Origin of the sequence: Micromonospora sp. WMMA1949 (assembly GCF_027460145.1) — a bacterium.
GTDB lineage: Bacteria > Actinomycetota > Actinomycetes > Mycobacteriales > Micromonosporaceae > Micromonospora.
The window spans coordinates 6,234,581-6,260,786 of the sequence record NZ_JAPZBG010000001.1; the positions used below are offsets into that span (position 1 = coordinate 6,234,581).

At 70.3% G+C, this 26,206-nt stretch carries 34 protein-coding genes; 12 read left to right on the forward strand and 22 right to left on the reverse strand.

Annotated features, from left to right (window positions below; translation table 11 throughout):
- Nucleotides 1-13: 13 nt before the first annotated feature.
- Nucleotides 14-715 carry a hypothetical protein gene (locus O7607_RS29200; protein ID WP_269706665.1) on the forward strand — a complete coding sequence of 234 codons (702 nt, stop codon included), beginning with the start codon at nucleotides 14-16 and terminating at the stop codon, nucleotides 713-715.
- Here the strand turns inward: O7607_RS29200 and O7607_RS29205 are convergent, their stop codons facing one another.
- Both O7607_RS29205 and O7607_RS29210 read right to left on the reverse strand, forming a co-directional pair.
- Entirely contained in the window at nucleotides 716-1,231 is a 516-nt protein-coding gene (locus O7607_RS29205) for a hypothetical protein (protein ID WP_269706667.1), read from the reverse strand.
- Between the two features lie 117 nt (nucleotides 1,232-1,348).
- On the reverse strand, nucleotides 1,349-2,026 hold the full coding sequence (locus O7607_RS29210) for a GNAT family N-acetyltransferase (RefSeq protein WP_269706668.1): 678 nt from the start codon (nucleotides 2,024-2,026) through the stop codon (nucleotides 1,349-1,351).
- Between the two features lie 362 nt (nucleotides 2,027-2,388).
- Between O7607_RS29210 and O7607_RS29215 the strand changes: the two genes are divergently transcribed.
- Both O7607_RS29215 and O7607_RS29220 read left to right on the forward strand, forming a co-directional pair.
- On the forward strand, nucleotides 2,389-3,351 hold the full coding sequence (locus tag O7607_RS29215; RefSeq protein ID WP_269706669.1) for a hypothetical protein: 963 nt from the start codon (nucleotides 2,389-2,391) through the stop codon (nucleotides 3,349-3,351).
- Between the two features lie 47 nt (nucleotides 3,352-3,398).
- Nucleotides 3,399-3,887 (forward strand): DinB family protein, encoded by a 489-nt coding sequence (locus tag O7607_RS29220; protein WP_269707108.1) that lies wholly within the window; start codon nucleotides 3,399-3,401, stop codon nucleotides 3,885-3,887.
- Between the two features lie 23 nt (nucleotides 3,888-3,910).
- Here O7607_RS29220 and O7607_RS29225 read toward each other — a convergent pair whose 3' ends face one another.
- Nucleotides 3,911-4,492, reverse strand: coding sequence for a dihydrofolate reductase family protein (locus tag O7607_RS29225; protein ID WP_269706670.1), 582 nt, complete (start codon nucleotides 4,490-4,492; stop codon nucleotides 3,911-3,913).
- Between the two features lie 66 nt (nucleotides 4,493-4,558).
- Nucleotides 4,559-5,398, reverse strand: a complete 840-nt coding sequence (locus O7607_RS29230; RefSeq protein WP_269706671.1) for an AraC family transcriptional regulator — start codon at nucleotides 5,396-5,398, stop codon at nucleotides 4,559-4,561.
- A 125-nt stretch (nucleotides 5,399-5,523) separates the two neighbouring features.
- On the opposite strand from O7607_RS29230, the gene O7607_RS29235 reads away from it, so the two are divergent.
- Nucleotides 5,524-5,886 carry a nuclear transport factor 2 family protein gene (locus O7607_RS29235; RefSeq protein ID WP_269706673.1) on the forward strand — a complete coding sequence of 121 codons (363 nt, stop codon included), beginning with the start codon at nucleotides 5,524-5,526 and terminating at the stop codon, nucleotides 5,884-5,886.
- 79 nt (nucleotides 5,887-5,965) lie between these two features.
- Nucleotides 5,966-6,625 (forward strand): Type 1 glutamine amidotransferase-like domain-containing protein, encoded by a 660-nt coding sequence (locus tag O7607_RS29240; RefSeq protein WP_269706675.1) that lies wholly within the window; start codon nucleotides 5,966-5,968, stop codon nucleotides 6,623-6,625.
- Here the strand turns inward: O7607_RS29240 and O7607_RS29245 are convergent, their stop codons facing one another.
- Nucleotides 6,626-7,549 (reverse strand): AEC family transporter, encoded by a 924-nt coding sequence (locus O7607_RS29245; protein WP_269706677.1) that lies wholly within the window; start codon nucleotides 7,547-7,549, stop codon nucleotides 6,626-6,628. It lies immediately after the preceding gene.
- An 81-nt stretch (nucleotides 7,550-7,630) separates the two neighbouring features.
- On the opposite strand from O7607_RS29245, the gene O7607_RS29250 reads away from it, so the two are divergent.
- Entirely contained in the window at nucleotides 7,631-8,671 is a 1,041-nt protein-coding gene (locus tag O7607_RS29250) for a hypothetical protein (RefSeq protein WP_269706679.1), read from the forward strand.
- 102 nt (nucleotides 8,672-8,773) lie between these two features.
- Here O7607_RS29250 and O7607_RS29255 read toward each other — a convergent pair whose 3' ends face one another.
- From O7607_RS29255 to O7607_RS29265, 3 genes are all read right to left on the reverse strand, one after another.
- Nucleotides 8,774-9,136 (reverse strand): antibiotic biosynthesis monooxygenase, encoded by a 363-nt coding sequence (locus tag O7607_RS29255; protein WP_269706680.1) that lies wholly within the window; start codon nucleotides 9,134-9,136, stop codon nucleotides 8,774-8,776.
- A gap of 63 nt (nucleotides 9,137-9,199) precedes the next feature.
- Nucleotides 9,200-9,643, reverse strand: a complete 444-nt coding sequence (locus O7607_RS29260; protein ID WP_269706681.1) for a YunG family protein — start codon at nucleotides 9,641-9,643, stop codon at nucleotides 9,200-9,202.
- Nucleotides 9,633-9,815 carry a hypothetical protein gene (locus O7607_RS29265; RefSeq protein ID WP_269706682.1) on the reverse strand — a complete coding sequence of 61 codons (183 nt, stop codon included), beginning with the start codon at nucleotides 9,813-9,815 and terminating at the stop codon, nucleotides 9,633-9,635. The genes O7607_RS29260 and O7607_RS29265 overlap by 11 nt, the downstream gene beginning before the upstream one ends.
- Before the next feature lie 246 nt (nucleotides 9,816-10,061).
- On the opposite strand from O7607_RS29265, the gene O7607_RS29270 reads away from it, so the two are divergent.
- A complete protein-coding gene (locus O7607_RS29270) occupies nucleotides 10,062-10,757 on the forward strand; it encodes a suppressor of fused domain protein (RefSeq protein ID WP_269706683.1) in 696 nt (231 codons plus the stop codon).
- Between the two features lie 66 nt (nucleotides 10,758-10,823).
- Here O7607_RS29270 and O7607_RS30625 read toward each other — a convergent pair whose 3' ends face one another.
- Entirely contained in the window at nucleotides 10,824-11,321 is a 498-nt protein-coding gene (locus O7607_RS30625) for a DUF5984 family protein (RefSeq protein WP_442929507.1), read from the reverse strand.
- Between the two features lie 17 nt (nucleotides 11,322-11,338).
- Between O7607_RS30625 and O7607_RS29275 the strand changes: the two genes are divergently transcribed.
- The gene (locus tag O7607_RS29275) at nucleotides 11,339-11,749 is read left to right on the forward strand and encodes a VOC family protein (protein ID WP_269706684.1); all 411 of its coding nucleotides are present in this window, start codon (nucleotides 11,339-11,341) and stop codon (nucleotides 11,747-11,749) included.
- 88 nt (nucleotides 11,750-11,837) lie between these two features.
- On the opposite strand, the gene O7607_RS29280 is transcribed toward O7607_RS29275, so the two are convergent.
- Nucleotides 11,838-12,470 carry a hypothetical protein gene (locus O7607_RS29280; protein WP_269706685.1) on the reverse strand — a complete coding sequence of 211 codons (633 nt, stop codon included), beginning with the start codon at nucleotides 12,468-12,470 and terminating at the stop codon, nucleotides 11,838-11,840.
- A 157-nt stretch (nucleotides 12,471-12,627) separates the two neighbouring features.
- Between O7607_RS29280 and O7607_RS29285 the strand changes: the two genes are divergently transcribed.
- On the forward strand, nucleotides 12,628-12,777 hold the full coding sequence (locus O7607_RS29285) for a hypothetical protein (RefSeq protein WP_269706686.1): 150 nt from the start codon (nucleotides 12,628-12,630) through the stop codon (nucleotides 12,775-12,777).
- 133 nt (nucleotides 12,778-12,910) lie between these two features.
- Here the strand turns inward: O7607_RS29285 and O7607_RS29290 are convergent, their stop codons facing one another.
- Together O7607_RS29290 and O7607_RS29295 are read right to left on the reverse strand one after the other, a co-directional pair.
- Entirely contained in the window at nucleotides 12,911-13,660 is a 750-nt protein-coding gene (locus O7607_RS29290; protein ID WP_269706687.1) for a maleylpyruvate isomerase family mycothiol-dependent enzyme, read from the reverse strand.
- 113 nt (nucleotides 13,661-13,773) lie between these two features.
- Entirely contained in the window at nucleotides 13,774-13,911 is a 138-nt protein-coding gene (locus O7607_RS29295) for a hypothetical protein (protein WP_269706689.1), read from the reverse strand.
- A gap of 46 nt (nucleotides 13,912-13,957) precedes the next feature.
- On the opposite strand from O7607_RS29295, the gene O7607_RS29300 reads away from it, so the two are divergent.
- Nucleotides 13,958-14,542 (forward strand): GIY-YIG nuclease family protein, encoded by a 585-nt coding sequence (locus O7607_RS29300; RefSeq protein WP_269706690.1) that lies wholly within the window; start codon nucleotides 13,958-13,960, stop codon nucleotides 14,540-14,542.
- 2 nt (nucleotides 14,543-14,544) lie between these two features.
- Here the strand turns inward: O7607_RS29300 and pyrE are convergent, their stop codons facing one another.
- Genes pyrE through O7607_RS29325 form a run of 5 tightly spaced genes read right to left on the reverse strand, consistent with a single transcriptional unit; the run spans nucleotide 14,545 to nucleotide 15,847 of the window.
- Nucleotides 14,545-15,069: an orotate phosphoribosyltransferase gene (gene pyrE, locus O7607_RS29305; RefSeq protein WP_269706691.1), complete on the reverse strand. Its 525-nt coding sequence runs from the start codon at nucleotides 15,067-15,069 to the stop codon at nucleotides 14,545-14,547.
- Nucleotides 15,070-15,088: 19 nt separating this feature from the next.
- Nucleotides 15,089-15,262, reverse strand: a complete 174-nt coding sequence (locus O7607_RS29310; RefSeq protein ID WP_269706692.1) for a hypothetical protein — start codon at nucleotides 15,260-15,262, stop codon at nucleotides 15,089-15,091.
- A complete protein-coding gene (locus tag O7607_RS29315; RefSeq protein ID WP_013477111.1) occupies nucleotides 15,259-15,477 on the reverse strand; it encodes a hypothetical protein in 219 nt (72 codons plus the stop codon). The genes O7607_RS29310 and O7607_RS29315 overlap by 4 nt, the downstream gene beginning before the upstream one ends.
- Nucleotides 15,474-15,653: a hypothetical protein gene (locus O7607_RS29320; RefSeq protein WP_091050637.1), complete on the reverse strand. Its 180-nt coding sequence runs from the start codon at nucleotides 15,651-15,653 to the stop codon at nucleotides 15,474-15,476. Before O7607_RS29320 ends, O7607_RS29315 begins: the two co-directional genes overlap by 4 nt.
- On the reverse strand, nucleotides 15,650-15,847 hold the full coding sequence (locus tag O7607_RS29325; RefSeq protein WP_269706693.1) for a hypothetical protein: 198 nt from the start codon (nucleotides 15,845-15,847) through the stop codon (nucleotides 15,650-15,652). The genes O7607_RS29320 and O7607_RS29325 overlap by 4 nt, the downstream gene beginning before the upstream one ends.
- Before the next feature lie 204 nt (nucleotides 15,848-16,051).
- Between O7607_RS29325 and O7607_RS29330 the strand changes: the two genes are divergently transcribed.
- Nucleotides 16,052-16,798: a GntR family transcriptional regulator gene (locus O7607_RS29330; RefSeq protein WP_269706694.1), complete on the forward strand. Its 747-nt coding sequence runs from the start codon at nucleotides 16,052-16,054 to the stop codon at nucleotides 16,796-16,798.
- A 314-nt stretch (nucleotides 16,799-17,112) separates the two neighbouring features.
- On the forward strand, nucleotides 17,113-18,141 hold the full coding sequence (locus O7607_RS29335) for a DUF4238 domain-containing protein (protein ID WP_269706695.1): 1,029 nt from the start codon (nucleotides 17,113-17,115) through the stop codon (nucleotides 18,139-18,141).
- 199 nt (nucleotides 18,142-18,340) lie between these two features.
- On the opposite strand, the gene O7607_RS29340 is transcribed toward O7607_RS29335, so the two are convergent.
- The 5 genes from O7607_RS29340 to O7607_RS29360 form a co-directional block, all read right to left on the reverse strand.
- Nucleotides 18,341-20,161 (reverse strand): acyl-CoA dehydrogenase, encoded by a 1,821-nt coding sequence (locus O7607_RS29340; protein WP_269706696.1) that lies wholly within the window; start codon nucleotides 20,159-20,161, stop codon nucleotides 18,341-18,343.
- Nucleotides 20,162-20,177: 16 nt separating this feature from the next.
- Nucleotides 20,178-21,644: an ATP-binding protein gene (locus tag O7607_RS29345; protein WP_269706697.1), complete on the reverse strand. Its 1,467-nt coding sequence runs from the start codon at nucleotides 21,642-21,644 to the stop codon at nucleotides 20,178-20,180.
- 88 nt (nucleotides 21,645-21,732) lie between these two features.
- Nucleotides 21,733-22,938, reverse strand: coding sequence for an alanine--tRNA ligase-related protein (locus O7607_RS29350; RefSeq protein WP_269706698.1), 1,206 nt, complete (start codon nucleotides 22,936-22,938; stop codon nucleotides 21,733-21,735).
- A gap of 466 nt (nucleotides 22,939-23,404) precedes the next feature.
- On the reverse strand, nucleotides 23,405-24,862 hold the full coding sequence (locus tag O7607_RS29355) for a glycosyltransferase family 4 protein (RefSeq protein ID WP_269707109.1): 1,458 nt from the start codon (nucleotides 24,860-24,862) through the stop codon (nucleotides 23,405-23,407).
- A gap of 192 nt (nucleotides 24,863-25,054) precedes the next feature.
- Nucleotides 25,055-26,194 carry a fatty acid desaturase family protein gene (locus tag O7607_RS29360; protein ID WP_269706699.1) on the reverse strand — a complete coding sequence of 380 codons (1,140 nt, stop codon included), beginning with the start codon at nucleotides 26,192-26,194 and terminating at the stop codon, nucleotides 25,055-25,057.
- Nucleotides 26,195-26,206: the final 12 nt, after the last annotated feature.

Genomic DNA, 26,206 nt, shown 5'->3' on the forward strand with positions numbered 1-26,206 from the left:
GCACGCTGCCCTGATGCGTGCGGAGCCGACCGGTGACTACTCCTGGCTTTTCGACCTGGTGGCGGCCGACCCGGGCGCGCGCCACCGGGCGCTTGCCCGTCACCAGGCAACTCTCGTCGCGGCGAGCGACGCGCTGGACGAGTGGAACGGCCTGTGGTCGGCGCACTACCGGTCGAGGTCCAGCCAGGCCCGGCTCCAGGCGGCGATGGACGAGGCGCACACCCGCCTCTACCGGCTTCAGCGGCAGACGATCGACGGTCCTCTCAACGCCTTCCGGGACTCCCCGGACGACGACCTCGACAGACGCGCCCGGTGGGCACCGTACGCCGCCCTGTACCTCCGATGGGAGACGGACCATCCCGACGAGTGGGGCGCGCGGGAGTCGTCGATGTGGTCCCGCTGGTCGACGAAGGAGACGCTCCTGCACCGATTCCGTCGGGCCGGTGTCCCGGAAGGCGTCGAGCCGCAGCTCGCCGAGCTGACCCTCGCGGCACTGCGGCGCCCGTACCGGTGCAAGGACTGGATGTACGCGAGCCTGGTCCGTCATTTCCACGGTCCGCTGTTCTTCCACGAGGTGGAGGCACTGACGTCCGCCGACGATGCCCTGGTTCGGCTCCGGGCGCAGTTCGTCCTCCACGTAGCCGAGCACCCGGAGCGGAACGTCACCCGGGTTTCCTGGCGCCGCTGGCTGGACGCGAACCGGCTGACCGTTTGATCACCTGGCACGCCGCGCGACCGCACCGCCGTACAGCCGGACACGGTGGTCGGCGTCGTGGTCCGGCTCGCCGTACGCGAAAGGCGCCGCCGTGCCGTGACTGACGTGCACCAGCCATTCCTCGTAGTACCAGCTCGGGCTGCACGCGCACCCGGTGAACCGGAAGTTGGCCCGGTAACGGCCGACCTGCCCCGGCTCGAGCGTGAACAGTCGCGCCGACGCCGACGGGCGCGGGTACGCCGCCGACCCGGGTAACCGGTCCACGACGATCGACGCCCGGTCGTGCCCGAGCCACAGTCCGACCTCGCGGGCCAGGGCGACGCCTCCGGCGCGTACCCCCTCTCGGTGCCGGTAGCCGACCTCCTGGTCGGCGAGCACGTCGTGGACGACCACCTCGGCGGCCGGCAGCGGCCCGGGCAGCGGCATCGCCCGGACGAGCCCGCGGCGGGCGTTCGCCGCGGGCGCACCGCGGGCGGCGGCGGTCCACCGGACGCGGACCCGTTGAATGAGGATCACCGCCCAGGTGTACCCGGAGCGCACGGCGGCCGCCAGCCGACAAGGGCTCCCGAGCCGGCGTGCCGCCGCGGTTCGGGCCTCGGTCGTCGAACGTCAGCCCGGGCGCCTCGCCGACGCTCAGTCCATCGCGATGTAGAGCCGTTGGCCGCCGGGCCGGTAGCCGACGCGCTGGTAGACCCGCCACGAGTCCTCACCGCCGGCCTCCAGCCAGGCGACCTCCGCACCGGCGTGGAACAGACGCCGGGTGACGTCGGCGGTGATCGCGGACGCCAGTCCCCGGCGGCGGTGGGGCGCGCGAACGGCGATGCCGGCCACCTCGCTGACCGCGCCGACGGGCGCAGCCGCACCGCCTCCGCCCGCGCAGCCACCGTCCTCGGTGACGGCCGTGACGACCACGCCGCCGGCGTCCTGCTGACGCCGCAGGCGAGCCACGTCGGCCGCGGAGGCGACCGGATCACCGCCGAACGCCTCGTTCTGCACGCTGATCAGCGCGGCGCGCTGGGAATCGGTACCCGGTTCGCACAGGCGCAGATGGTCCGGCACTGGTGGGGACGCCAGCGTGTCCGGCGCGCAGACCAGGTAGGTGTGCCGGGCTTCCACGGTGAAGCCGGCGGCGGTCAGCAGCGCCTCCAGATCGGGGACGCAACTGGTGACGTACTCCAGGCGGGGTTTGCGGTCGGCGGCGTGGAACGCCGCGACCAGGGCGGCGACGTCGGCCGCGGTGACGGCGGCGCCGGGGCGCGGCGTCGCGTAGTTGATGTACGGGCTGGTCGTCGTCGGGTCCAGCCCGATCACGAAAGGCCCCACCTCGACGGGCGCGGGCCTACGTGACAGGTTGAGGACGACTGACTGTTGGATGCGGGCATCCATGCTCACGGGAAACCTCGATGCATGAGGGAAGCTGCGACGGTGGAGGAAACGTCGGGCCGCCCCGCCGTGTCGCAGGCACGCGACGGTCATCCGTCGCGTGGTCGACACTCAGGCGGCCGCTCGGCCTACCCGGATCACAGGCGTCATTCCCTCATGCAGAGTCGCCACGCGGTGCGCGTGGCCGACCGCAACCTTGCCCTTACCGACCCGGACGTGTCAATCGCGTACGGCCGGACGTCGCGCATAACCCGCTTGTGGTTCGCGGTCGCGGCGGTCATCCTCGTCCGGTGCAATGGACGGACGACCTGACGGTGCGCCTCGCTCGGGGGACATCGGTACACGCCCTTGTCCGCTATCTCCGTGCGGCTGAGAAGGAGGGGACGCGCCGTCGCGATGTCCTTGCCGTCCTGACCGAACGGTTCGCGCTGCCGTTCGACGATGCGCGGCTCGCGATGGACCGCGTCGGGGGTGGAGTGGTTCGTGCCGCGTCCGGCAACCCCGCGAACGAGCCGGACCCGGTCAAGGACCCGCTGGCGTGGACCTCGTACCGGCTCGAGCTCGGACTGGCAGTCGACGACGGGGACCCCGGTCCGTCGCCCGAGGAACGGGCGGCGGCGCAGGCTCTCCTGGAAGGGGCCAGGCGTGGTGAGCCCACGCGTGGCACCGAAGACGTCGCCGTGGCGCTCGAGGTCGCGCGGCTGGCCGTCGGATCGCGGGAGAGGGATCGGATTCGCTTCCATCTCCTCCTCGAAGCAGCGACGGCACTGTCGGTCGCCGCGGAAGCATGCATCGCTCGACTCGGGCAGCAGCCCTGTGCCGCGGAGGGTTCCCAGGAGTGGGTCGACGGTGTCGCGCTCGCTGCGGCCGCCCGTGCGGTCACCGCGCAGTTCGCTGCCCAGCCCGACCCGGAGTTCGAGGAGCGTGGCCTCGACCTGGTGGGGCGCATCGTCACCGGCCTGCTGGGCCAATGTCACGCCTTCGTCGGCCGAGCGATGATCGAGTCGGCGCGCTGCTCCCTGCGTAACGGCGACCCGGACCGGGCCGCCGACCGCGCCGAGGCGGTGGTGGCCGACTTCGCGGCTCTCCTCGATCGATTCGAGGTCGACGTTCCCGTCGACGAAGACATCGTGGCCTTGGAGCATCTGCGGGCGGCCATCGACCTCCTCACCGAGGTGCGCGGCCGTTCCGCCGAACTCGACGCCCTTCGCGACCGGACCGAGCGACTGCTGGCCGGCTCGTCGATCGACTGAATGATCGCGGCGAAACTGTCGGTGCCGGCGGCTAGCTTGCGCGCGTGATGGAAGTCGATATGGAGAAGGCCGCGCTGTGTGAGTTCCTCGAGTACCAGCGCGTCAGCATCCGGGCCATCCTGGCGGATCTGGACCTGGCCTCGCTGCGAACGCCTGTTCTGCCCTCCGGGTGGTCGCCGCTCGGGCTGGTGGATCACCTCGGCCACGCGGAGCGTCACTGGTTCCAGGAGGTCTTCCGTGGTTCGGTGGAGCCGTTGCCCTGGCCGGATGAGAACACACCGCTGCGTACGACCCGATCGCCGTCCGAGGTCTTCGGTTTCTACCGCGACCAGTGCGACATCTCCGACGCCATCATCGCCGCGGCCCCGTTGTCGGCGGCGCCCGCCGGCCGGCATCCGGACGAGACACTGGCGTCGCAGACCACCGACCTGCGACGGATCATTCTGCACGTCATCGAGGAGACCGCCCGGCACGCCGGCCACCTGGACGCCGTACGCGAGCTGATCGACGGGCGCACCGGGCTGGGCCCACGCTGAACCGGACGGTACCGCTGGACCGGTCAGCGGCGCACCCGGTAGCGCAGGTGCAGCACCCGATCGCCCTGGAGCACCACGTCCGGATCCTCCAGCAGGTGCTGCGCGTCCACCGACCCGAAGTAGCGCTTGCCGGAGCCGAACACCACGGGTACGACGTCCATGCGTACCTCGTCGACCAGGCCCGCGGCGAGCGCCTGGCCTCCGACGTCACCGGCCGCGACCTCGACGATGCGGTCCCCCGCGAGTTCCTGCGCCCTGGCCACTGCCGCCTCGACGCCGTCGACGAAGTGGAACGGCGCATCGGGGTTCCAGCCCTCGGGCGCCGGCCGGTGCGTCACGACGACCACGTGGTCGATCCCGCTCGGCGGCGTCCCGTCCCAGCCGTCGGTCAGGTCGAAGACGTGCCGTCCGACGACGGTCACCCCGATCTGGTCCCAGTACGGCCGGACGTAGTCGTGGGACGTCTGCGACACCCGCAACGCGCCGCTGTCGTCCAGCGGGACGTCCCCGCTGGTCAACCAGTCGAACAGCGGCCCGGGCTGGTCGTTGTCGTCCGCGACGAAGCCGTCCACCGACACCGAGCTGTAAAGGACCACAGTGCCCACGCCGCTTCTCCTCTGCCTTGGGTGCTCCCAAGCTAGCGGGCCGTGAGCCGCTGTTCTTGTAGGAAATCAATCGGCCGGCAGCGACCAGCCGTCGATCACGTGACCGGGGTGTTCGTGCAGGAACCGCCGCCGGACCTCGACGTACCGGGTCGGCGTGAGCCCGGTGAACGCCCGGAACTCGTGGCCGAAGCGGGCCTGGTCGAAGTAGCCGGCGTCACCGGCGAGTTCGCCCCAGTCGACAGGTCCGGCGGGGTCGATCGCGAACACGGTGGCGGCGAAGCGGTAGGTGCGCGCGAGTCGCTTCGGCGTGACGCCGACGAGCGCCTTGAACCGCTGCGCCAGATGGGTGCTGCTGACACCGGCCGCCGTCCTCAGGTCGCCGATCGGCACCGCAGCGCTGGTCGCCGCGATGACGCCGCTCGTATGCCGCACCAGCCCCAAGCCGGTGGTCTCGGCGCACCGCCGCATCAGCTCGTCCTCGAGCAGCGTCAGCATCGCGTGCGGTCCGTCCGCCGTGGCCAGCCGGTCGCGCAGCTCGGCCACCGCGGGCCGGCCCCACACCTGCTCCAGCGTCACCGGCCGGTCGCACAGCTCGACCGCCGGCATCGGCAGGAACGGCGCCAGACCCCACGGCTTGACGTGTACGCCGACCGAGCGCGTCGGGCACGGATAGCCGAACTCGAACGCACGGGTGGGAGTGGTGATCACGCATCCGTCGGCGTACTCCGTGGTCTCGATGTCGGTGCCGCCGCGGACGCGGAACGGCGCCCCGAGGTTGACGACGAGCAGCGCCGCCGGCATCGGCGGCAGCACGAGCCGGGCGTACGGGGGTGTGCCCTCCAGGTAGTAGAGGTCGTCGATCAGCCCGTCCAGCGGTGGTCGCGGCACTCTGGACACGTACTCCACGTCCACAGCATCGCGGATGCGCCGCCGTCGTCACCGACGCCCCGCCGGGGCCGGTTCGCGCCCGCGCGTTCTGCTGACCGCGAAGAGGGCTTCATGGGACCTCGTCCACCGGCCATGCTGGCTCGATGGACGTGCCGAAACGCCTGACCTCCCAGGCGCTGCTCACGAACCTCTACGCGGCCTTCAACAGGCGTGACATCCCCACGCTGCTGGCCGCCATGACGCCCGATGTGTCCTGGCCCAACGGCTGGGAGGGCGGCGTCCTTCGCGGCCGGGAGCAGGTGGGTGCCTACTGGCGGCGGCAGTGGGACCAGCTCGAACCTGTTGTCACGCCGACAGCGTTCCGCACGGAGGCCGACGGCCGCATCGCCGTCACCGTGCATCAAGTCGTCCACGACAAGGCCGGTGCGATGCTCGCCGACCACATCGTCACGCACGTCTACCGGCTCGACAACGGACTGGTGGCAGAGATGGAGATCCGCGAGTGACGCGACGTGCGGCGATGAGTTTCGATACGGTGCCCGGTCTGCATTCCCGTGCACCCGACCGCTGCCACCGGAGGTAGGCGTGAAGCTTCTTCTCACATCCGCAGGCGTTCAGAACCCGAGCATCCAGGACGCGCTGGTCGACCTGCTGGGCAAACCGATCGCCGAGTCCAGTGCCCTCTGCATCCCCACGGCCGCCTACCCGATGGGCGGGCCCGCCTCGGCCTGGCGCTTCATCACCGGTGAGACACCGCTACCGATGACCGGCCTGGGCTGGAAGTCGCTGGGCGTCCTGGAACTCACAGCGCTACCGAGCATCGGCGAGGAACGCTGGATCCCCTGGGTCCGCGAGGCCGACGTCATCCTGGTGCACGGCGGCGACGCGACGTACCTGTGCCACTGGATGCGGCAGTCCGGGCTGGCGGATCTGCTGCCGTCGCTGCGGGACACCGTCTGGGTGGGGCTGAGCGCGGGGAGCATGGTGCTGACCCCGCGCGTCGGCAAGGACTTCGTCGAGTGGCAGTCCGCGCCCGACGACCGCACGCTGGGGCTCGTCGACTTCTCGATCTTCCCGCACCTGGGCCTCGAACCGGACAACACCATGGCGAACGCCGAGAAGTGGGCGGCCGAGATCGCCGGTCCGGCGTACGCCATCGACGACCAGACGGCCATCACTGTGGTCGACGGCACCGTCGAGGTCGTCTCCGAGGGGCAGTGGAGACAGTTCCCCTCCGAGCGGTAGCTACCCGAGCAGCGCCGCCGCCGCGGCCACTGTGACCAGCGACAGCGTCGTCGTCACCACCACCGCCCGGTTGGCGACCGCCTCGCCGACGCCGTACTCCTGGGCGAAGATGAACGTGTTCTGCGCCGTCGGCAGGCCCGCGCACACCACCACGGCGAGCAACTGCGGCGCGGGCAGGTGCAGGGCCAGCCCGGCCGCGTACGCGACGACCGGCTGCGCGACGAGCTTGAGCGCGGTGATCACGGCGAGTTCGGCCGCCCCGGTCGGTTCCGCTCGCGACGGCGCCGCGGGGTGCAGCGACGCGCCGAGCGCGATCAGGGCGGCGGGCGCCGCGGCGCCCGCCAGCAGGGCGAGCGGCGCGGTGGCCGCCGACGGCAGACGCAGACCGGCCGCGGAGCACGCGACACCGAGCAGCGACGCCAGGATCACCGGATTACGTACGGGCAGCGAGGCGACCCGGCGCACCCGGACCCGCCCGGCCGGCTCGCTGCGGCGGTCCAGGACGACCACGATCACGGGTGCCACCACCAGCACCTGCAGCAGCACCACCACCGCCAGGAACGACACGTCGCCGAGAACCTGCGTCGCGATCGGGATACCGAGGTTCGCCGAGTTGACATATCCGGCGGCCATGCCCCAGATCGGCCGTTCGCCGGGCTCGCGACCGAACAGCCGGCTCGCACCGGCCCACCCGAACCCGACCACCGCGACGGTGCTCACCCCGAAGGCGAGCAGCGAGCGCCCGGCGAACCCGGACAGCGGCATCCGGGCCAGGGCCAGGAACAGGGCGGCCGGCATCGCGAGCTGGAACACGAACCGGCCGAGCACCGATGCCGCCGACTCGCCCAGCAGGCCCCAGCGGCAGGCCGCGTAACCGGCGGCGGTGAGGATCCAGATCGGTACGAACGCCGACACCAGGCTCATCGCGCTCAGCCTCGCATCTCGTCCGTGCCGGGCGCACACGACCGCCCCACCGTCCGGTCAGGACGGCACTACGATACGGCGATGGTCGACACGCGACGCGGAGAGCAGCCCGACTGGACGCGGGTTATCGTCGGCTACTGCCAGTACGACGTGTCCACGGTGCCGTGGGAGAACGGCATGCCCATCTACACGGTCGGTGACAGACTCCTGCACCCCGGCGGGCCCTCCCAGTTCACCGGGTTCTGCGGTATCCACACCGGCTGGATCGAGATGCGTGCGCGTGTCCTGCCCGGCCCGCCGGCGGACGTCGAGGACGGGTGGGACTCCGTCAGCGAGGCGACCCTCTGGAGTCCCACCGGCCTGTTGTCGGTCGTCGGCCTGATGGGCGGCCCTCCGGATGCGCTCACCGACGTCGCCGTCCCCCGCGGGCTGATCCGGGTACGGGTGCACGCCCGCGACCGGTTGCACGAGTCGGTGCGCACCGACGACGACCCGGCTGAGCGGCATGAGCTGCACATCTGGGCCGTCACCGAGGAGACACGATGGCGCACCGTGCTGGCCGGCCCGGGTGATCGCGGTTGGGAGCAGCGGGAGCAGAACCCGGCCAGGGCCGCCGAGTGGGCTCTGCTGTCCCTGGTCCCGCGTCCGTCCACCCGCCCGGCGATGCTGCCGCCGCCGGCCGACCCGTACGAGGACGACGCCGACCTGGACCGGGTGACGGTGGTGCTTCACCGGCCCGCGCCGGTCGCGGTCCCGGCGACGGTGCTGCCGGCCGGCGACCTGGCGATCCGGCTGGAGCGAGTCGACGACGAGACTCTGCGGTGGGCGTGGACGACCGCCGACGAGCCGATGTTCCCTGACCCGCTCGTCACCCTGCCGGACGAGCAGCCGAGTACGGTCCGGCTGATCTCCGGCCCGGACGGCCTCACCCTGCGGCACGAGGGAGTCCGAGGCCGACACGCCTTCGCTCTCGGCGCGATCTGGGACCATCTGCTCGACAACCCGGGCTCGTACCCGTGGGTCGAGACACTACGTCGGCAGGCCGCCGAGGCGACCTCGGCGGCCGAGAAGCACGGCCGCGTCCAGGCCCAGCGAGACACCGAACGGCGGGGGTGGCGCTGAGCAGTCGCGTCCTGTCCGCGGGCTCCTGGACCGGACGCAATCCCTGGCCCGGCGCGTCCTCTCGGGCGGCGGACAAGGCCCTGACCTGATCGTCCGTCAGAGTCAGACGTCGAGACGCTGTGGCCCGGGGCCGACCTCGCGGGCGACGGTGTACGTGGGAACGCCGGTCATGCGCGCTTCGGCCTTGCCGGACAGGCCCGCCAGGGCACGTGAGATGGCGGCCATGCGGCCTTCGGTGTCTGAGGTCTCCACGAAATTGCGGTAGTCCGCCTCGCTGGCCCAACGCACGACGGTGTACACCCGGGTGCCGTCGGTGCTCAGGTAGAAGCGGGCCGACTGGTAGCCAGGATAGAAGCGCACCCAACGCTCCTGGATCTCGGCGAAGGCCGCTACGAACTCCCGTTGGGTGTCGGGGCCGTCAACCGTGTAGTCGATGATCGAGTGGAAGCTGACATCGGCGCTCACGTACGCACTCCTCGTCATGCGGGGCAGCCTGCCGCCATCCTGCAACCTCAACCGACGTTGACATCAAGAGTGGGATCCGTGCACTGACCTGCCGCCGTAGAGGGCGACGAAGACGCGGTCCCGCAGGATCTCGTACTGTCGGCGGCACCGGACGGGTGGGCCCGGCGGGCGTTGCTGAACCTGACCGCCGACAACGACTTCCGGTGGCCGGAATTGGTCAGCCGTCAGGTCCACCTCGCGACCGTCGGCGAGCCGGTTCCAGTAGTGGTGGCCGACCTTGGCGTCTCCGGCGAAGACCTCGCCGAGGATCAGCTCTCCCCCGAGCAGGTCTTGAATGATCAATGCGGTCACCCCGCACTGACCACGGGCTGCGTTGTCGGCGTGCCAATCCTGCACGTCGTGCGGGTCGCAGGTATCCGCTCCCCAGCCGGTGCGCAGCACCGGCCGCAGGATCTCCAGGTCGATCGCGAGAGGGACTGGTCGTTTGTCGTGCTCCTCAAACGTCACCCGGGAAGGGTCGGCCCTCGACCGGGTCGAGAGTCAAGAGATCCGATCCGTTCGAGCCGAAAGGCGGCCTGATCACTTCGGACAGGTCGATGGCATCCGCGATGCCCCGGACGACCTTCAGCTCGCTTCGAAACAGCCGCTCACGCTCGGATGCTGGCTGCTCGGTGAGCATGGCCGGCACACGTATAGACGTCAGACGGTGCGTAGCAGCGGTACCTGTAGGAGTAGATCCACCGGCACAAGCATCGGCGTTCCCAGCACGAGCCCCCTTCCCCGGGCTGCCAAGCGGGCCGCCATACGGATCTGCCGCGAAGCGTTCGTCACCCAAGTGCCGTCGGCGCCGCTCGTCGGCGTCCGGATGTGCCGGGAGTGCGCCCTGGTCGCGCCGCCGCTGGACCCTTGCATATGGTGTGTCGTCATGGACGAGTCGCGCGGGTCCGGATTCCTCCGTCATCAGTTGCTGCACGACGGGTTCGTACCGGCACAAGGGCCGCAGCCGGCCTTCGCCGACGCTATCGACCGACACATCGAGGAACACTTCGGACCCGTCGAGTTCGTCTACCACGAGGTCGCCTCGCACCTGGTCGGTGTGCATGTCCATGTCGTGGCTCCGACCGCGGAACGCCCGTACCGGACGCTGATCACCTCTGGGATGAGTGAGCTGCCGATGACGGTCCCGGAGGGCCACGGCATCAGCCCGTACGCCGAACTGATGCTCAGCCTGCCGCCGGATTGGCCGCTGACCGAGGTGACCGGGCTCGGCGACGAATCCGGGTGGCCGGTGCGGATTCTCAAGGAGGTTGCTCGGCTGCCGCACGAGTACGGAACGTGGATCGGCGAATGGCATTCCGTGCCGAACGGCGACCCCGCGCAGCCGTACGCCAAGGACACCCCGTTCGCCGGAGTCGTCGTCACGCCGATGCTGCGGGTGCCGCCGGAGGCCCGGACGATCGACGTCGGCGGCGGCACACGGATTGCGTTGCTCGCGCTGATCCCTCTGCACCGAGCGGAGATTGCGGTCAAGGTCGGACGCGGTACCGACGCACTCATCGAGATCCTCGACCGTGGCCGCATCACCGAGCTGCTGGACCCGCGCCGGCCCTCGTACGCCTGACAGCTCGATCGGACGCGCTGACCAGGGTCACAGCTCGCTTCTGCCGCGATCCACGCGGCGATGAGTTCAGGAGCGGAAGCGCGCGCCGAAGGCTTCAGCTGATCGCGACGGGCCACCCTCGGCCGGCCCTGCCCCTCCGCCCGAGACCAGGGTGAACCGGGGTTGCCGGACCCAATCGGCCATGGTCCACTGTTCCGCGCGTAACACGGGGGGTGGGGTGGAATGCCTGGTACGACGCTTCTGCCCTGGCAGGCGGGTCTCTGGGTGGCGGGTTGCCTCGGTGCGGCGCAGCAGCTCCTGCCCGCCTGCTTCGAGCCAGTACCAGCCCTCGGTGAGCCCGAACCAGTGGAGCCTCGGCTGGTCCCTGCCCCACGGCGACACCTCATCGAGTGGGTACAGCTCGAACCGGAACCTGATCATCGACGCAGTATCCCGTGACGTCCGGCCGTCGATCGAAAGGCCGGACCTGCGGCTGACCGTGTCTCGGCCGCTCGGCCGGGCTTCCGCAACTGCCGATGAGCGTGCTGTTGCCGCCAAGTGGATCTCACGCGCCGTCGGACGCATTCATATGATCGACTCTCATGGAACTGATACGAACCGTGGTCGTGCTCGACGCCGCTGACCTGCACGCTGAAAGTGCGTTCTGGGCCGGGATGCTAGGTGGGCACGTCTTTGAGGACGAGGCGTTCCACAGCGTCATCGACGCTGCGGGCGAGTGGCGGATCGGCGTCCAGCTCGCGCCGAACCATGTTCCTCCCGACTGGCCGAACGGCGAGCCTCAGCAGGTACACATGGACCTCCACGTTGAGGACCCCAAGCCGGCGCACGAACAGGCGGTGAGGCTCGGTGGCCGCTTGCTGCAAGGCGGTGACCTGGAAAGCGATGAGGGGCACCAGGTGTACGCCGATCCGGCCGGCCACCCGTTCTGCATCGGCTGGGGGCAACCATCTCGAGAGGCGCTGGCAAAGTTCGTCCGCGAAAGGTTGGGATGAGGCGGACCTACTGCCGACTCCTGCGCTCACGACGCACGCTCATACCGCGAGTTGCGTGCCGTGGCCGGCTACTGCCGGACCCCCGGCATCACCGTACGTATTCGGCATGCAGTTCGGCGTACGGCCGGCGTCGGTCCGGGTGGCGGCGGGCTCTGCCCATGCCGATCTCGGCGCAACAGTGCGTGCCTGGCATGCGAGCGCGATGGGCGGGGCACTCCTCGGCCAAGGCGCGGATCTGGTCGGCTTCCAACTCGAACGCTTCTCGGCTGCCGGTGAGCACCAACGTGTCGGCGGCGATGTCCCACCGCAGATGATCGCGGAACTCTCGATACCGGACTCGCCGGTGATCGGCGGTCGACCGCGCCTGCCACGCCTGAGCGGGTAGCACGACGGTGTGTGGCCGGCCGGTCCCCAGCAGGGAACGGACCTGCTTCCACCGCGACGGCGGGAACGCGAGGCGGTGATGCAGCAATACCAGGTCGAGCGGGCGCCCCCAACTGTGATGGTGGGGACGTGTCGCGCGACGAAGGGGAAGATAGACGATCGTGTGCGGCGACCGGGCAGCCAGTCCCCACGCCAGAGCGAACAGCGTCGCTGTTTCCTTGTCGAGGCAGAACTGGGCTCCAAGAGGGCCCTCGTACAGACCGGCGAACCCCGGCGGCCGTGCCGGCCGCATGACGCGGTACCGATGGCGCCCGAGGTGAACGGTGCTGACCATCACCGGCCATTCGTGCCCGCCCAACCGTCGACCCACTCCAGCAACACCCTTCGACCCTCGTCGTATCGCTGTCCGGTGAGCATTGTCGCCAGGCCCGGCACGACACGGCGACAGAGTTACCTGACGACGGGGAGCCCGGCTCAAGACCGAGGGTGCACTCATGCCGCCGACGTGCCGCACCAACCGTCCGAATACCTTCGCGCCGACGCTGGACATGGCGTGTTCACCGGTGCACATCGTGGCGGCACGATTCGGACCCGAGGCCTTTGAGGACATGCTGCTGAACCTCCGTATCGTGCCTGCGGAATGACGTGAGCCGGTGATGTGGGGGGCTGTACCGCGCCGCCTGCCGCTTCCCCGCCTGTCTCACCCGTCCGGGTCTGTCGACGAGCGGATGGGACCACGGTGGGCGGCACCAGGCTGACCTCGCCGGGATGACGGCGTCACTTCCAGGTGATCGTGGCTTTTGCCCGCCAGAGATCCAAGACGGCCGCGTCCCCGCGTAGTTCAAGGCGCTCGGTCCCACTCCGGTTCCACAGCAGGAGGTAGAGCTCGGACGCGGGTCCCACGACGGTCAGCTGGGCCGGCATCTCACCGGCTACCAGGCGGCGCCGGGCCGGCTCGATGTGGAAGGTCCATCCGGCGTCGATGTCAGTGGGCACCAGGGCCATGTTGAGGGGTGGGTCTGCCACCAGACGCCCACCGGGCCGGCCGAAGAAGCCATTGAGCAGTTCGTCGATGCCGTCAGCGGCGAAGGAGGGATCCCAGGAGGGAACCGTGGAGACAGCCGACTCGGCATCGGCACGGTGTACCGCGGTCTCGTGAGCCTGGCGACGTGCCCAGAACGCCAATGGCGAGGGCGCGGGCAGAAACGTCCAGCATTCAACGCTCCCGTCAGCCGCTGCCAGCGTGTCCACGAGTGCCCGGTGGCCCTCCCGAAACCAATCCAGCAGCTCGTCGTCCTCGACTGCGGCGAAGAACTCCGCCTCCTCGCGACTGGAGTAAGGCTGACGGCGTCCCGTCATCACGTGGCCCGTGGCCCAGCGATGGACGCCGCTGACATGGCGCAGCAGATCACGGACCTGCCACCCGGGGCAGGTGGGCACGGGTGCGTCCAGGCCCGCCCGGTCCGCCGCCTCTGCCAGTCGGGCGCCTTCCTCATCCAGCGCGGCAATGTGCTCGGCGATACGCATGACGGGAGCGTCCCACGCACCACCGACCCTCTACCAGGCGGAAAGGGCCGGCGCACCCTCGTACTCCGCAAGCAGCTCCCGCCGCCGCGTCGCGCAAGGCCACGGCGCGACGTCTAGGCCCTGTCTCCCGGATCTTGGAGGGTGGGGTCGAAGGTGAGGTTGAGGAGTTCCACGCCGGGGACGGGCTGGAAGCCGATCTCGGTGTAGAGCGCCAGGGCGGGGATGTTGTCGGTCTCGGTTTGGAGCGACACGGGCGGGGCGTATCCCCACCCGATCTCGACCTGTCGAGCGCCTAGGATGGTCCCGGTGACCTTCCCCGAACGGCGACCCGCCGACGTCCCGACCGACGAAGAACGGGTCGACGCGGCCCTGCGGTTGCTGACCGGCCCGCCGGTCGCGCTCGACGTCGCCGTCAAGCGGCTCGCCCGCGGCAGCGGCGTCTACGCCTGGTGGGCCCTGCCCTCGGTCCTTCCCGACCTTCCCGGGCCGCCGAACGACACCGACCCGTCATGGCGGATGCTCTATCTTGGCCGGGCCACCAGCCTGCGGGGCCGGATCCTGCGCAACCATCTACGACGGTCGGGCAGCTCGACGCTGCGCCGCACGCTGGCTGGCCTCCTCGTCTCCGAGGGCTACCGCACGACCTGGACCGACCGCGTCGTCCTGGTCCCCGCAGACGAGACACGGCTGACCGCCTGGATGCACGACAATCTGCGCCTGACCTGGGCGGAAGACCCCGAGCCGGCGATCATCGAAGCCGAACTCGTCCGGCGCCTGCACCCACCGCTCAACGTCCACGGCGTCGACCCCGAGCACATCCAGGCCGCAGTGGTAGCCGCCAAGAACTCGTACAACGCCAGCAGCGGCCCGGAGCAGCCCTAGCCTTACGCCGTCAGTGAGGCTTCCAGATCACGACGGGTGAGGGCGGCGCGGAGGTGCAGCCCCTCGGCCGCCAGGTTCTCCCGCCCGCCCTGCTCGCGGTCGATGGCGCAGACCACCGTCTCCACCTGGGCACCGACGGACCGGAGTTGTCCACACGACGCCAGGAGCGCGCCTCCCGTGGTCACGACGTCCTCGATCACCACGACCCGCAGACCGCTCACGGGCCCGCCCTCGGCCAGTTTCGCGGTCCCGTACTCCTTGGCCTGCTTGCGCACGAAGACCGTCGGCAGCCCGGTCAGCTGCGACATCACCGTGGCGAGCGGAATGCCGCCCATCTCCATCCCCGCCAGCACGTCGCACTCGGGAAGCAGGGCCACCATCGCCTCGGCGACCTCGCGCAGCAGCTCCGGCTTCCCCTCGAACAGGTACTTGTCGAAGTACTCGTCGCTGACCTGCCCGGATCGGAGATGGAACCGGCCGGTGAGGTGGCAGGTGTCGTAGACGCGGCGCGCGAGCGGGTGAGTCACCGGCCCAGTCTCGCACCCGTCACACGATCCGTCGGATGCGTACCCTCGGGTGCTCGTTGCGCAGGTGACCCAGCTTGTGCTGGCGGACCTGCTCCTCCCACACCTCCTGGTCGTACTCCGGATCCGGCGCCGTCCACCGGTGCGACCCGTCGCTGTAGTGGAACTTCTCGTCGCCGGCCCGCAGCACGCTCACCGCAGCCACCCCAGGAACCGCCGGTGCAACGTCCCCGCCGGCGCCCAGCTCAGGTCCGCCGTGGCCCGCACCAGCTGCGCCCCCAGGTACACCGCCAGCGACACCGGCGCGCCCTCGTACTCCGCAAGCAGCTCCCGCCGCCGCGTCGCGCACGGCCACGGCGCACCGCACCCGCCGCACGTCCAGACCGGCAGTACCGGCCCGTGGGTGCTCACCCGCGCACCCCCAGGAAGCGGGCGACGCTCGCGCGCGCCTGCCGGCTGGTCGCCCACGCGACCTGCCAACAGGGGTACGGAGTCAGCCGCGCCCACCACAGCCGGCAACCCACGCACATCCCGTCCAGACCCCGTACGTGCACCGCCAGGATCGCCGCTTCTCCCTCGGCAGTCATGCCGGCTCCTTCGGGCCGTTGCTCGCGATCGGCTCTTCGTGACGGTGCGCGTCTCGCAACCGAGCCGCCTGATCAAGCAGCCGTCGTTGCGCCTCCGCCTGCTCACGTTCCTGGATGGCCTGCCCGGCTCCCCGCTCCCGCGACACCGTCCGACGCCGCAACCGTATGAGCAGTTCAGTGATGCTCGCCGCCATCGCGTCTCCATCGTCAGCCTGCCAATGACGTGTCGGGGCTCCCCGTTACCGCAAGGCGTGGTTGCTGACCGGAGCCGCACGGTAACGGGCCGCCAGCCGTAGAACCTAGTGCACTAGGTTCTACATCGGCAAGGAAGGCGCGCGAACTTGGCACACCAGGTTGTCTGTGGTCGACTGGGCGGGCTGACCGGAGGTACCGCCGACATGCCGAACACGCCTGCCTACCTGACGATCGCCGCCGACCTACGTGCAGCGATCCTCTCCGGAGAACTCTCCGCTGGAGCGAAGTTGCCGTCCGAGTCCAGCCTGATGCGCCAGTACGACGTGAGCCGGACCGTCGCCAAGTGGGCCATCGCCGTCCTGAAGGGCGAGGGCATTGTGGAGGGTCGCGCCGGATCCGGCGTGTACGTCCGAGACACCACCCGGCTGGTCCGTCATGCCCGGGGCCGCGACGTTCGCTCCGGCGACGGCCCGACTTCCCCGTTCGCGCGCGACGCAGCCGGCGCCGGGCAGCAGGGCACCTGGGAGCACGACAGCCGCCACGAACGGGCCGATGAGCGGATTGCCGCGCGGCTCGGCATCGAGCCGGAAGCGCCGGTGATGCGAACGTCCTACCGTTTCCTCGCCGACGGCGAACCGATACAGCTCTCCGTGTCGTACGAGCCGCTTGCCCTCACCAAGGGCACTCCGATCGAGTGGCCCGAGGACGGCTCCGTGAAGGGCGTCGTCGCTCGCATGCACACCATCGGCGTACGGGTCGACGAGGTTGTAGAGCGCGTCAGCCTTCGCTCGGCGACCGCAGAGGAGGTCGAGGCGCTCAACCTGCCGGCCCGCACGTTCGTGCACACCATCGAGCGGACGTACACCGCGAGCGGCACGCCGGTGGAGACGGCCGACATCGTGCTACCAGGCGGCCGATACGACCTCATCTACCGACTCCCCATCGACTGACGAGTTGGCGAGGGTGACGATAGCGACAAGTTCGCCGGATGAGAGGGCGCTTTGGATGAGCAAAGTTCCCCGTGCAGGAGCAATGAGATTCATCTTCGAGGTCCGAGGCGTGCTCAAGCGCACCGCCGGAAATGGTTGACGGTTCGCCGGTTGAAGCAGCCCCGGGGGCGATCACCGAACATTCGTTCCGCACGGCGCTCATCGATCCCCGCGCCATAGCCGGTCTAGCAGACTCGCGACTGCCACCACGACCGACTTACTCTAAGCGCCAGGAGATCTGGCGTGAGTCGCCTGGCCTGTGACAGAATTGATGAATGTCCGCCCAAATTAGCCGTGACCATCACACCGTACCAAAGCTATACCTACGCGGCTTTTGCGGCACTAAGGGGCCGGAGAAGGGTGTGGTGCTCGCCCGTTACCGCAACGGTCACGAAAAGCTGCTGACGATCAAACAGGCTACCGTTGAACTCGATTTCTACGACATTGGCGACGACGCAAGCCCCGACGACTCGCTTGAGAATTGGTTCAATAATGCGGTCGAAAACCCCGTCGGACGGATTATGGGACAGGTCCGCAACGGAGTACTTCCGACCACGACGGCCGATCGGAGAGTCTTCGCAAGATTTGTGGCCGCACAGATGGTGCGGACTATCGCCTTTCGCACGCTCATGACAGACATGAGTTCTCACCTCGGACCGGCAATATTTTCCTTCGAGGTCCTTCAACGCGCAATTTCCGAAGATCCTTCGCTCAAGCAGGATAGCGTATCGTTGACACGCCTGCAGCAGCAGATTGCCGACCGGGCCCCCGACGAACTCCGAGGCGCAGGCAAAGCGTCCATGATGCGCAACATGATTCGGGAAGCGAACCGCCTTGAGCCACTTATCCTCGACATGAACTGGCTGCTGACGTACGCCGACGAACCGATGCTAGTCACTGGTGATGCACCGGTGACCACTCTCAGCGGCACCGGGGAGATCCATTTCATGCCGATGGTTTTGCCCGAACTGCACGAGATTCAGATGCCGGTCACACCCAGTCGGCTACTCACGATAACGCCGTTCCCGTCACTCGGGACCGCCAGTGAGCTGACCCTAGAGCAAGCCAACCGCATCAACCAGTCCATTGCGCGAAGCTGTTCGCAAATTGTGTTGAGGAGACCTGATATGAGCTGGCCTGCAGATCTGGTTCTCCCCAAGGCCCGGGCTCCCCTCGCACGACCTCACATCACGGTGTCCCCAAGCGATAGCGGCCATGCAACTAAACGAACATGGCCGAGTGTCGTTGAACAGGCGTACAAGGAGGCTCTTGATCTGCTCGGCGGAGATCCGGACATCGAATAAGTAGTTGGTATGACCTTCCGGCGCGGCAGAAGCGTCAACGGACCGACGTGCTCGAAGTTGCGAATGACTGCCGGGACCGTCGTCCCTCGGTCACGACGCCCCAGACATATCCGATGCCGTGCGCCCTCCCGATAAGGTCCGCAGTAGAACCCGGCTGGGCGGGAAACAAGGACCGCCGACTCCATACGATCGGCGTCGCTTAGAACCAGCTTTCGCGCATGTCCAGCGTCGTCCGGTCCAACCCTTCCAACAGGTCGAACTGCGCCCCCACCTTCGGCAACTCCCACCGGTAGAAGTACCGCGCCGCCTGCCTCTTCCCCGCCAGGAACTCCCCCTCGGCTCCGTCCGGCGACCCCAGCGCCTCCACCACCAGCACCTGCTCCAGCCACATCCACGCGATCACCACGTGCCCGACCGCCTCCAGGTACACCGACGCGTTCGCCAGCGCCAGCTCCGGGTCGCCCGGTGCCCACAACCGCCGCGTCACCACGGCGATCCGGTCCACCGCGGCGGCGAGCTGTCCGGCCAGTTCGGAGGAGAACCCCTCGGCCTTCCACGCCCGGGTGACGGTGCCGCGGATCGTCTCCAGCAGCAGTTCCAGCGCGGCGCCGTCGCGCATGGTGACCTTGCGGCCGAGCAGATCGAGGGCCTGGATGCCGTGGGTGCCCTCGTGGATGGCGTTGAGCCGGTTGTCGCGCCAGTGCTGCTCGACGTCGTAGTCGCGGGTGTAGCCGTACCCGCCGTGCACCTGGATGGCCAGGTCGTTGGCGGCCAGGCACCACTGCGCCGGCCAGCTCTTGGTGATCGGGGTGAGCAGGTCCAGCAGCAGCTGCGCCCGTTCCCGGTCGGCCTCGGCGGGCGCGGTCTTCTGCTCGTCGAGCAGCCGTCCGCAGTAGAGCACCAGCGCGAGCGCGCCCTCCACGTAGCTCTTCTGGGCCAGCAGCATCCGGCGTACGTCGGGGTGGGCCACGATCGGCACCTGCGGCGTGGTGGGGTCCTTGTCGGCGACCGGGCGGCCCTGCGGGCGCTGCCGGGCGTACGCGACGGACTTCAGGTACGCGGTGTAGCCGAGCGCGGTGGCGCCGGCCCCGATGCCGATGCGCGCCTCGTTCATCATGTGGAACATCACCGCGAGCCCTTGGTGCGGCTGCCCCACCAGGTAGCCGACCGCCCCGCCCCGTCCGTACGGCCGGTGCACGCCCTCGCCGAAGTTCAGCAGCGTGTTGGTGGTGCCCCGGTAGCCGAGCTTGTGGTTGAGGCCGACCAGCACCACGTCGTTGCGCGGCCCGAGGTTGCCGTCGTCGTCGAGCAGCACCTTCGGCACGATGAACAGCGACAGGCCCTTCACGCCGGCCGGCGCGCCGGGGATGCGGGCCAGCACCAGATGGACGATGTTCTCGGCGAGTTCGTGGTCGCCGCCGGAGATCCACATCTTGGTGCCGACGATCCGGTACGTGCCGTCGTCCTGCGGCTCGGCCCGGGTGGTCAGGTCGGTCAGGGAGCTGCCGGCCTGCGGTTCGGACAGGCACATGGTGCCGAAGAACCGTCCCTCGACCATCGGGCGTACCCAGGTGTCGATCTGCTCGGCGCTGCCGTGGGCGAGCAGCAGGTTGGCGTTGCCGAGGGTGAGCATCGGGTACGCCGACGTGCCCACGTTGGCGGCCTGGAACCAGGCGAAGGCGGCGGCGGCCACCGTGTGCGGCAGTTGCAGGCCGCCCACCGACTCGTCCATGGTGGCGGCGAGCAGCCCGGTCTCGGCGAACGCCTCCAGGGCGGCCTTGACCTGCGGAATGGTCCGCACGCGCTGCCCGTCGAACGTGGGTTCGCCGGTATCGGCGGCCCGGTTGTGCGGGGCGAAGCGTTCGGCGGCGACCCGCGCGGCGAGGTCCAGCACCTCGTCGACGGTCTCGCGGGTGTGCTCGGCGTAGCGGGGCCGCTCGGCCAGCCGGCTCACATCCAGCCAGTCGTGCAGCAGGAACGCGAGGTCGCGGCGGGACAGCAGCAGATCGGACGAGGACAATGTGGACTCCTTCCGGTCAGCCGCGGCGCAACCCGGCGACGGCCTCCCGCAGGTCATCCTGACCGATCGGAGCCGGTGGCGCACCCTCCGCCGCTTCCCGGAGTGCCTTGGCGAGTTGCACCCGACGCAGCGCCTCGCGAAGGTCCGCGCCGGTCAGCCCCGCTGTGTCGGCGGCGAGAGCGGCCGGGTCGAGGTCGTCGGCGAACATCCGAAATCCCGGCCGCTCGTGCTTGTCGATCAGCTCGCGGACCATCTTGGTGAGGATCTCCGCGCGTCCGGCCTCGTCCGGCGCCGGAATGGCGATCTTCAGGTCGAAGCGGCCGGACCGGATCAGCGAGGCGTCGACGCGGTGCGGGAAGTTGGTGGTGGCGACCACGATGACGTCGGGGTTCTCCTCGAACAGCGTGTTCATCTCCTGCTTGAAGATGCCCGCGACGGCGTTGACGGCCTGGCTGGCCGCGTCGCCGCCCGCGCCGGCGTAGCTGATGATCGAGTCGAACTCGTCGAACAGCATGACTGTCGGCCGCCGGTAGCGGCGTGCCTCCCGGAAGATGCGCTTGATGTTGCGTTCCGAGCCGCCGAGGTACTTGTCCAGGATCTCCGGGGTCCGGATCTCCACGAAGTCCGCGCCGACCTCGTTGGCCAGGGCCCGGGCCAGCATGGTCTTGCCGGTGCCGGGCGGCCCGTACATCAGGATGCCCTGCGGCCGGCGCGCGCCCCAGCGGGCCATCGCCGCCGGATGCCGGAACGACACCGCCACCTCGCGGAACTGCGCGACCACGTCGGGCAGGCCGCCGACCTGGTCGAGAGTCACCGTCGCGCTGCGCGGCCCCGCCGCCGCCGCCGTCACCGGTCGCCGCCCCACGACGTACGTCCGTCCGCGCAGCACCGTCGGCTCGTCGCTGTCGCCGGACAGCTCGCGTACGGCCTGGAGCAGCAGGCCGACCATCGCCGTCAGGTGCGCCGGACCCACGTCGGCGCTGGGCACGTCGGCGTGGATGCGTACCGTGCCGTTGTCCTGGTCGACGCGGGGCCGCAGCCCGGCTTCCCGGGCCACGCGCAGCACCCCCCGACCGGCCTCGTCGCCGGGCGGCGCGGCGAGCGTGGCGACCGGTCGCGGCCAGATCCGCCGCCCGGCCTCCGCGGCCATCCGGCCCACCGCGGCCGCCGGGCCGTCGCCGCCACGCGCGGCCAGCCGCTCGGCGAGCAGCACGCCGACCGGCCCGGCCAGCCCGAGGGCGATCAGGCCCGCCGGCGTGCTCTCCACCCGCAGGTACGCCTCGAAGCGGTGCACCGGCGGCCCGGCTGCGGTGTCGGCGCGCACGGTGCAGCGGACCTCCCGCACCGGGGCCGGGAAGTCGCCGTCGACGAGCAGCTCCACCGGCCCGTCGACGGCGGCGGCGAGCAACCCGGCCGCGTCAGCGATACGCACCTCGGCGCCGAGCAGCGGCACCGTCTCCTCGTCCGGCCGTACCTCGGTCATCGGCGGCCCTCTCCTCACGGCGGCGTCCGCTTCCCTCGCGTGGCGTCCGCCTCCGAGTCTGGCACCGGCCCGGCCGGGCGGCCACCGCTCAGCTCGCCTCGGCGAGCAGGCCGTCGACCAGGTCGCGGGGCAGCCCGTGGGTGTCGTGCAGCCAGTGGTAGTCGCGCTCGGTCAGCGGGCCGCGCGCCCGTACCCGGTCGACGAGCGGCCGTCCGCGTCGCAGCAGCCCGCGGAAGCGGCGTTCCTCGTCCACCAGCGTCGCGTGCAGCGAGCCGACGTCGACCGGCTGCTCGCCGGGCGGCGTGCCCGGGCCGGGCAGCTGGCGGAACCGGCGCAGCGTGTCCGCGTACACCTGGGGTGGCAGGTCGTCCAGGGTGCGCGCCGGGTCGTCGCGCCACAGCACTGTGAGCACGCGACGCAGCAGCCGCCGCAGCACGTACCCGCGGCCGGTGTTGCCGGGGCGTACCCCGTCACCGAGCACGACCACCGCGGACCGCAGGTGGTCGGAGACCACGCGCAGGTCCGCACCGCGCAGGTCCCACCGGTCACGGACAGCCTCCACCCACTGGCGCAGCCCGTCGCCGGTGAACACGGACCGGTCGCCGCGCAGCACCATCTCCAGCCGTTCCAGGCCCATGCCCGTGTCGATGCTGGACAGTGGCAGTGGCGTGAGCCGCCCGTCGGGGTGCCGGTGGTAGCGCATCTGCACGTGGTTCCACACCTCCACCCACCGCGCGTCGGTGCTGGGTGTGCCGGTGGGCGGGCCGTCACCGGTCCACACGAAGATCTCCGAGTCCGGTCCGCAGGGGCCGGTCGGGCCGTTGGACCACCAGTTGTCCTCCCCCAGCGCCTCCACCGGCACGCCGAGCCCGGTCCAGGTGTCCCGCGCGGTGTCGTCCGGCCCTTCACCGTTGCCGCCGCCGAAGACCGTGGCGTGCAGCCTCCCCGGCGGGATGCCGAAGCCGTCGGTGAGCAGGTCGAAGCCCCAGCGCAGGCTGGTCGCGATGTCGTAGTCGCCGAGCGACCACGAGCCGAGCATCTGGAACACGGTCAGGTGGGTGTCGTCGCCGACCTCGTCCAGGTCCGTGGTGCGCAGGCACCGCTGCACGTTCGCCAGTCGCCGTCCGCCCGGGTGCGGGCGCCCCAGCAGGTACGGCGTGAGCGGGTGCATGCCGGACGTGGTGAACAGCACCGGGTCACCGGGCGGCGGAACGAGCGAACTCTCCGGCGCGTCCTGATGGCCGTGCCGGTGGTAGTGGTCGAGGAACGTCCGGGTGATGTCGTCGGGTGTCATGGCGGGTGCCTTCCGGGTACGGGTGACCGGACGGCCCGCCGCGCGCGTTGGCGTCGACACGACGACGCCGGCGGACCGTTTCCGGTCGCCGGCGTGGGTGTGGGGCAGGTCAGGCGGCGGCAACCGGCGAGCGGGAAGCTCGCGCGGCTGCGGCGGTGAAGGTGCGCCTGCTCTGCATACTTCGACGCTAGCCCGGCCGCCCCGTCCCGCCCACCCCTTTTCCGCGCGCCCCCGTGCCTGCCCGCCCGCTCAAGATCGACACCACTCCCCAGAAATGGCGGGGTCGACGCCCTTCGGATACCGCCACTTCGCCGAGGTGGAGTTGTTCATGCGGCCCCCGAGGTGCGGGTGGAACGACATGGGTGTCAAAACGGGCCGGAGACACCCATGGTGTTCCACCCGGGCGGGTGGCGGGTGGTGGGTGGCGGGTGGCGGGTTGTGGGTGGCAGGAGGTGGGTGGTGGGCGTCAGCGGGTGGGGGTGAGCAGGCGGCGGTAGAGGGCGTCGAGGCGTTCGGCCTGCGCCTCCCACGTCCATCCGGGCAGTGGCGAGTCCGGGCCCTCGTACGCGGCGCGGTACCGGGCCGGATCCGCCAGCACCGTCCGGACGGCGCGGGCCAGGTCGGCGGCGTCGCGTGCGCGGAACACCTCGCCCTGGCCGGTGGCGCGGACCGTCTCGGCCATGGTGCGGACGTCGCTGACCACGATCGGCAGCCGCGCGTGCGCGTACTCGAAGAACTTCGTGATCAGCGCGATCTCGTGATTGGGCCAGTGGTGCAGCGGGATCAGCCCGATGTCGGCGGTGGCGAGGAACGCGACGAGGTGGCGGTGCGGCACGTACGGCAGCACGTGCACCCGGTCGCCCACCCCGTGTCGGGCCGCGCGGGCGGCGACCTGGCGGACGTAGGCGGCGGCCGGGTCGGCGACGACAAGCGCCAGGTGTGCGCCCGGCAGCAGCGGCAGCGCCTCGACCACGGTGCCCACGCCGCGCTGGACCGCCATCGCCCCGCTGTAGACGAGCAGCGGCGTGTCCGGGCGCAGACCGCACCGCTGCCGCAGGTCAGGAGCGGCCAGGTCGGCGGTCTCGAAGGCGGCCGACTCGAGGGCGGGCGGCTCGGAGGCGGGCGGCTCGGGAGCGGGCGGCTCGGGAGCGGGCGGCTCGGGAGCAGCCGGCTCGGGAGCAGCCGGCTCGGGAGCAGCCGGCTCGGGAGCGACCGGCTCGGGGGCGGCGGTGACCGGGGCGTTCAGGATCACGGTCGGGCGTTCGGGCAGGGCGTGGTCACGTACCAGCAGGTCGGCGAGCGTGTCGGAGACGGTGACGACCGCGTCGGCGTGACCGGCGTACTCGCGGACGTAGCCGAGGTGGGCGGGCAGCCAGCGGACGTTGTCGCGACGGGGCCGCGCGCCGGGAAGCCACTCGTGCGCGTCCCAGACCAGCTTGATGTCGCGTCCGGCGGCGCGGGCGCGGTCCACGGCGCGGGCGGCCACGCCGAGCATCCGGAAGTCGTGCGCGTGGATCAGGTCGGGGCGCAGGTCGTCGACGACGGGTCCGGCGACCCGTTCGTAGTCCCAGAGGCCGGGCTCCAGCCGCCGCCATGCCCCGTCGCGCAGCCGGGCCCGCCAGTAGCGGACCTGGGCGTGCTCGACGGGCCGGCGGGCCAGCCGCGCCGCGCGCAACGGCAGGCCGCCCCGGGCCACCAGCTGCGCCCGCAGCCCGGACACGCCGCGCGGCCCGGAGACGGTCGGTCCAGTGGCGCGAGGAGCCGCGAGCGGCAGGACGCGTACCTCGGCGTCGCCGAGCCGCCAGTGGCGTTCGGCGTCGACGTGGGCGCAGCCGATCAGTGTGACGTCCCAGCCGGCGTCGGCGGCCGAGCGGGCCGCCTTCTGCACCCGCGAGTCACCGTCGACCGCGTTGTCGACGAGCATGACCACGCGCCGGCGAAGCCGCATCGTCGAACACCCCTTCACCCGTACGCCCGGACGGGCGCGAGTGTACGGGGAGGCGCGACTGTCACGACGGCCGCGAAAACGGCCCTGAGCTGGGGTGACGCCGACCGTGCAGCGGATGGTCAGGTGCCGGCCGGTGTAAGTTCACCGGCCGTGCACCGAACGGGCGGGTCAGGCCGTACCGGAGGAGGCCAGCGCGGCCGGGGCGACCGGCTGCCGGCTGTCCTTGCGGTTGGGCAGCGACAGGCGGATGACCTTCCACCAGGCGGAGGCGACCTGCTTGGGCAGCGGGCCGGTGGTGTAGTGCAGGCCGTACCTGTCGAACAGCGCCCGCACCTGCGGGGCGATCTCCTGGTAGCGGTTGCTGGGCAGGTCGGGGAAGAGGTGGTGCTCGATCTGGAACGACAGGTTGCCGGTCATGATGTGCATGAGGCGGCTGCCGCTGATGTTGGCTGAGCCGAGCATCTGGCGCAGGTACCACTCGCCCCGGGTCTCGCCCTCGATGGAGGTCTTCTCGAACGTCTCGACGCCGTTCGGGAAGTGCCCGCACATGATCACCGAGTGGCTCCACACGTTGCGCAGGAGGTTCGCGGTGAACGTGGCGGCGAGCGTGGACAGGAACGACGGGCCGGACAGCAGCGGGTGCACCACGTAGTCCTTGAGCACCTGGCGGCGGATCTTGCGGCCGACGGCCTTGGCCTTGGCCCGGAACTTCGGGTCCTTGAGCTTGCGCTGCTTGAGGTGGTCGCCCAGCTCCATGTCGTACGCGGCGATGCCGTACTCGAAGAACATGGCGTTGAGCAGGTTCCAGAGCGGCTGGCCCAGGTGCATCGGGTGCCACGGCTGGTCCTCGTCGACGCGCATGATGCCGTACCCGAGGTCGTTGTCCTTGCCGACGACGTTGGTGTAGCGGTGGTGCAGCTCGTTGTGCGACTGCTTCCACTGGTCGGCCGGGGAGACGTGGTCCCACTCCCAGGTGGTGGAGTGGATCTTCGGGTCGCGCATCCAGTCCCACTGGCCGTGCAGGACGTTGTGCCCGATCTCCATGTTCTCCAGGATCTTGGCGACCGTGAGCCCGGCCGTGCCGACGACCCAGGCCGGCGGAAACAGCGAGAACAGCAGCACCGCCCGACTGCTCATCTCCAGTGTCCGCTGGGTCTTGACCACCTTGCGGATGTAGCGGGCGTCCCGCTCCCCCCGGTCGGCGAGGACCCGGTCCCGGATCGCGTCCAGTTCCTTGCCGATGATCTCGATGTCCTCGGCGCTCAGGTGGGCGATCGGGTTGACGGCCTTCTTCTGGATGACGGTCACGTTGGGTGGCTC

Excerpts from the sequence above, each read along its gene's own strand:
- O7607_RS29330 (WP_269706694.1), top strand. The coding sequence starts at position 16,052 with ATGCCGAACACGCCTGCCTACCTGACGATCGCCGCCGACCTACGTGCA.
- O7607_RS29320 (WP_091050637.1), bottom strand. The coding sequence starts at position 15,653 with ATGACTGCCGAGGGAGAAGCGGCGATCCTGGCGGTGCACGTACGGGGT.
- O7607_RS30625 (WP_442929507.1), bottom strand. The coding sequence starts at position 11,321 with ATGCGTCCGACGGCGCGTGAGATCCACTTGGCGGCAACAGCACGCTCA.
- O7607_RS29220 (WP_269707108.1), top strand. The coding sequence starts at position 3,399 with ATGGAAGTCGATATGGAGAAGGCCGCGCTGTGTGAGTTCCTCGAGTAC.
- O7607_RS29325 (WP_269706693.1), bottom strand. The coding sequence starts at position 15,847 with ATGGCGGCGAGCATCACTGAACTGCTCATACGGTTGCGGCGTCGGACG.
- O7607_RS29290 (WP_269706687.1), bottom strand. The coding sequence starts at position 13,660 with ATGCGTATCGCCGAGCACATTGCCGCGCTGGATGAGGAAGGCGCCCGA.
- O7607_RS29250 (WP_269706679.1), top strand. The coding sequence starts at position 7,631 with ATGGTCGACACGCGACGCGGAGAGCAGCCCGACTGGACGCGGGTTATC.
- O7607_RS29285 (WP_269706686.1), top strand. The coding sequence starts at position 12,628 with ATGCCGCCGACGTGCCGCACCAACCGTCCGAATACCTTCGCGCCGACG.
- O7607_RS29235 (WP_269706673.1), top strand. The coding sequence starts at position 5,524 with ATGGACGTGCCGAAACGCCTGACCTCCCAGGCGCTGCTCACGAACCTC.
- O7607_RS29265 (WP_269706682.1), bottom strand. The coding sequence starts at position 9,815 with ATGCTCACCGAGCAGCCAGCATCCGAGCGTGAGCGGCTGTTTCGAAGC.
- O7607_RS29200 (WP_269706665.1), top strand. The coding sequence starts at position 14 with ATGCGTGCGGAGCCGACCGGTGACTACTCCTGGCTTTTCGACCTGGTG.
- O7607_RS29345 (WP_269706697.1), bottom strand. The coding sequence starts at position 21,644 with ATGACCGAGGTACGGCCGGACGAGGAGACGGTGCCGCTGCTCGGCGCC.
- O7607_RS29335 (WP_269706695.1), top strand. The coding sequence starts at position 17,113 with ATGTCCGCCCAAATTAGCCGTGACCATCACACCGTACCAAAGCTATAC.
- O7607_RS29245 (WP_269706677.1), bottom strand. The coding sequence starts at position 7,549 with ATGAGCCTGGTGTCGGCGTTCGTACCGATCTGGATCCTCACCGCCGCC.
- O7607_RS29300 (WP_269706690.1), top strand. The coding sequence starts at position 13,958 with ATGGTCCCGGTGACCTTCCCCGAACGGCGACCCGCCGACGTCCCGACC.
- O7607_RS29355 (WP_269707109.1), bottom strand. The coding sequence starts at position 24,862 with ATGCTCGTCGACAACGCGGTCGACGGTGACTCGCGGGTGCAGAAGGCG.
- O7607_RS29270 (WP_269706683.1), top strand. The coding sequence starts at position 10,062 with ATGGACGAGTCGCGCGGGTCCGGATTCCTCCGTCATCAGTTGCTGCAC.
- O7607_RS29350 (WP_269706698.1), bottom strand. The coding sequence starts at position 22,938 with ATGACACCCGACGACATCACCCGGACGTTCCTCGACCACTACCACCGG.
- O7607_RS29275 (WP_269706684.1), top strand. The coding sequence starts at position 11,339 with ATGGAACTGATACGAACCGTGGTCGTGCTCGACGCCGCTGACCTGCAC.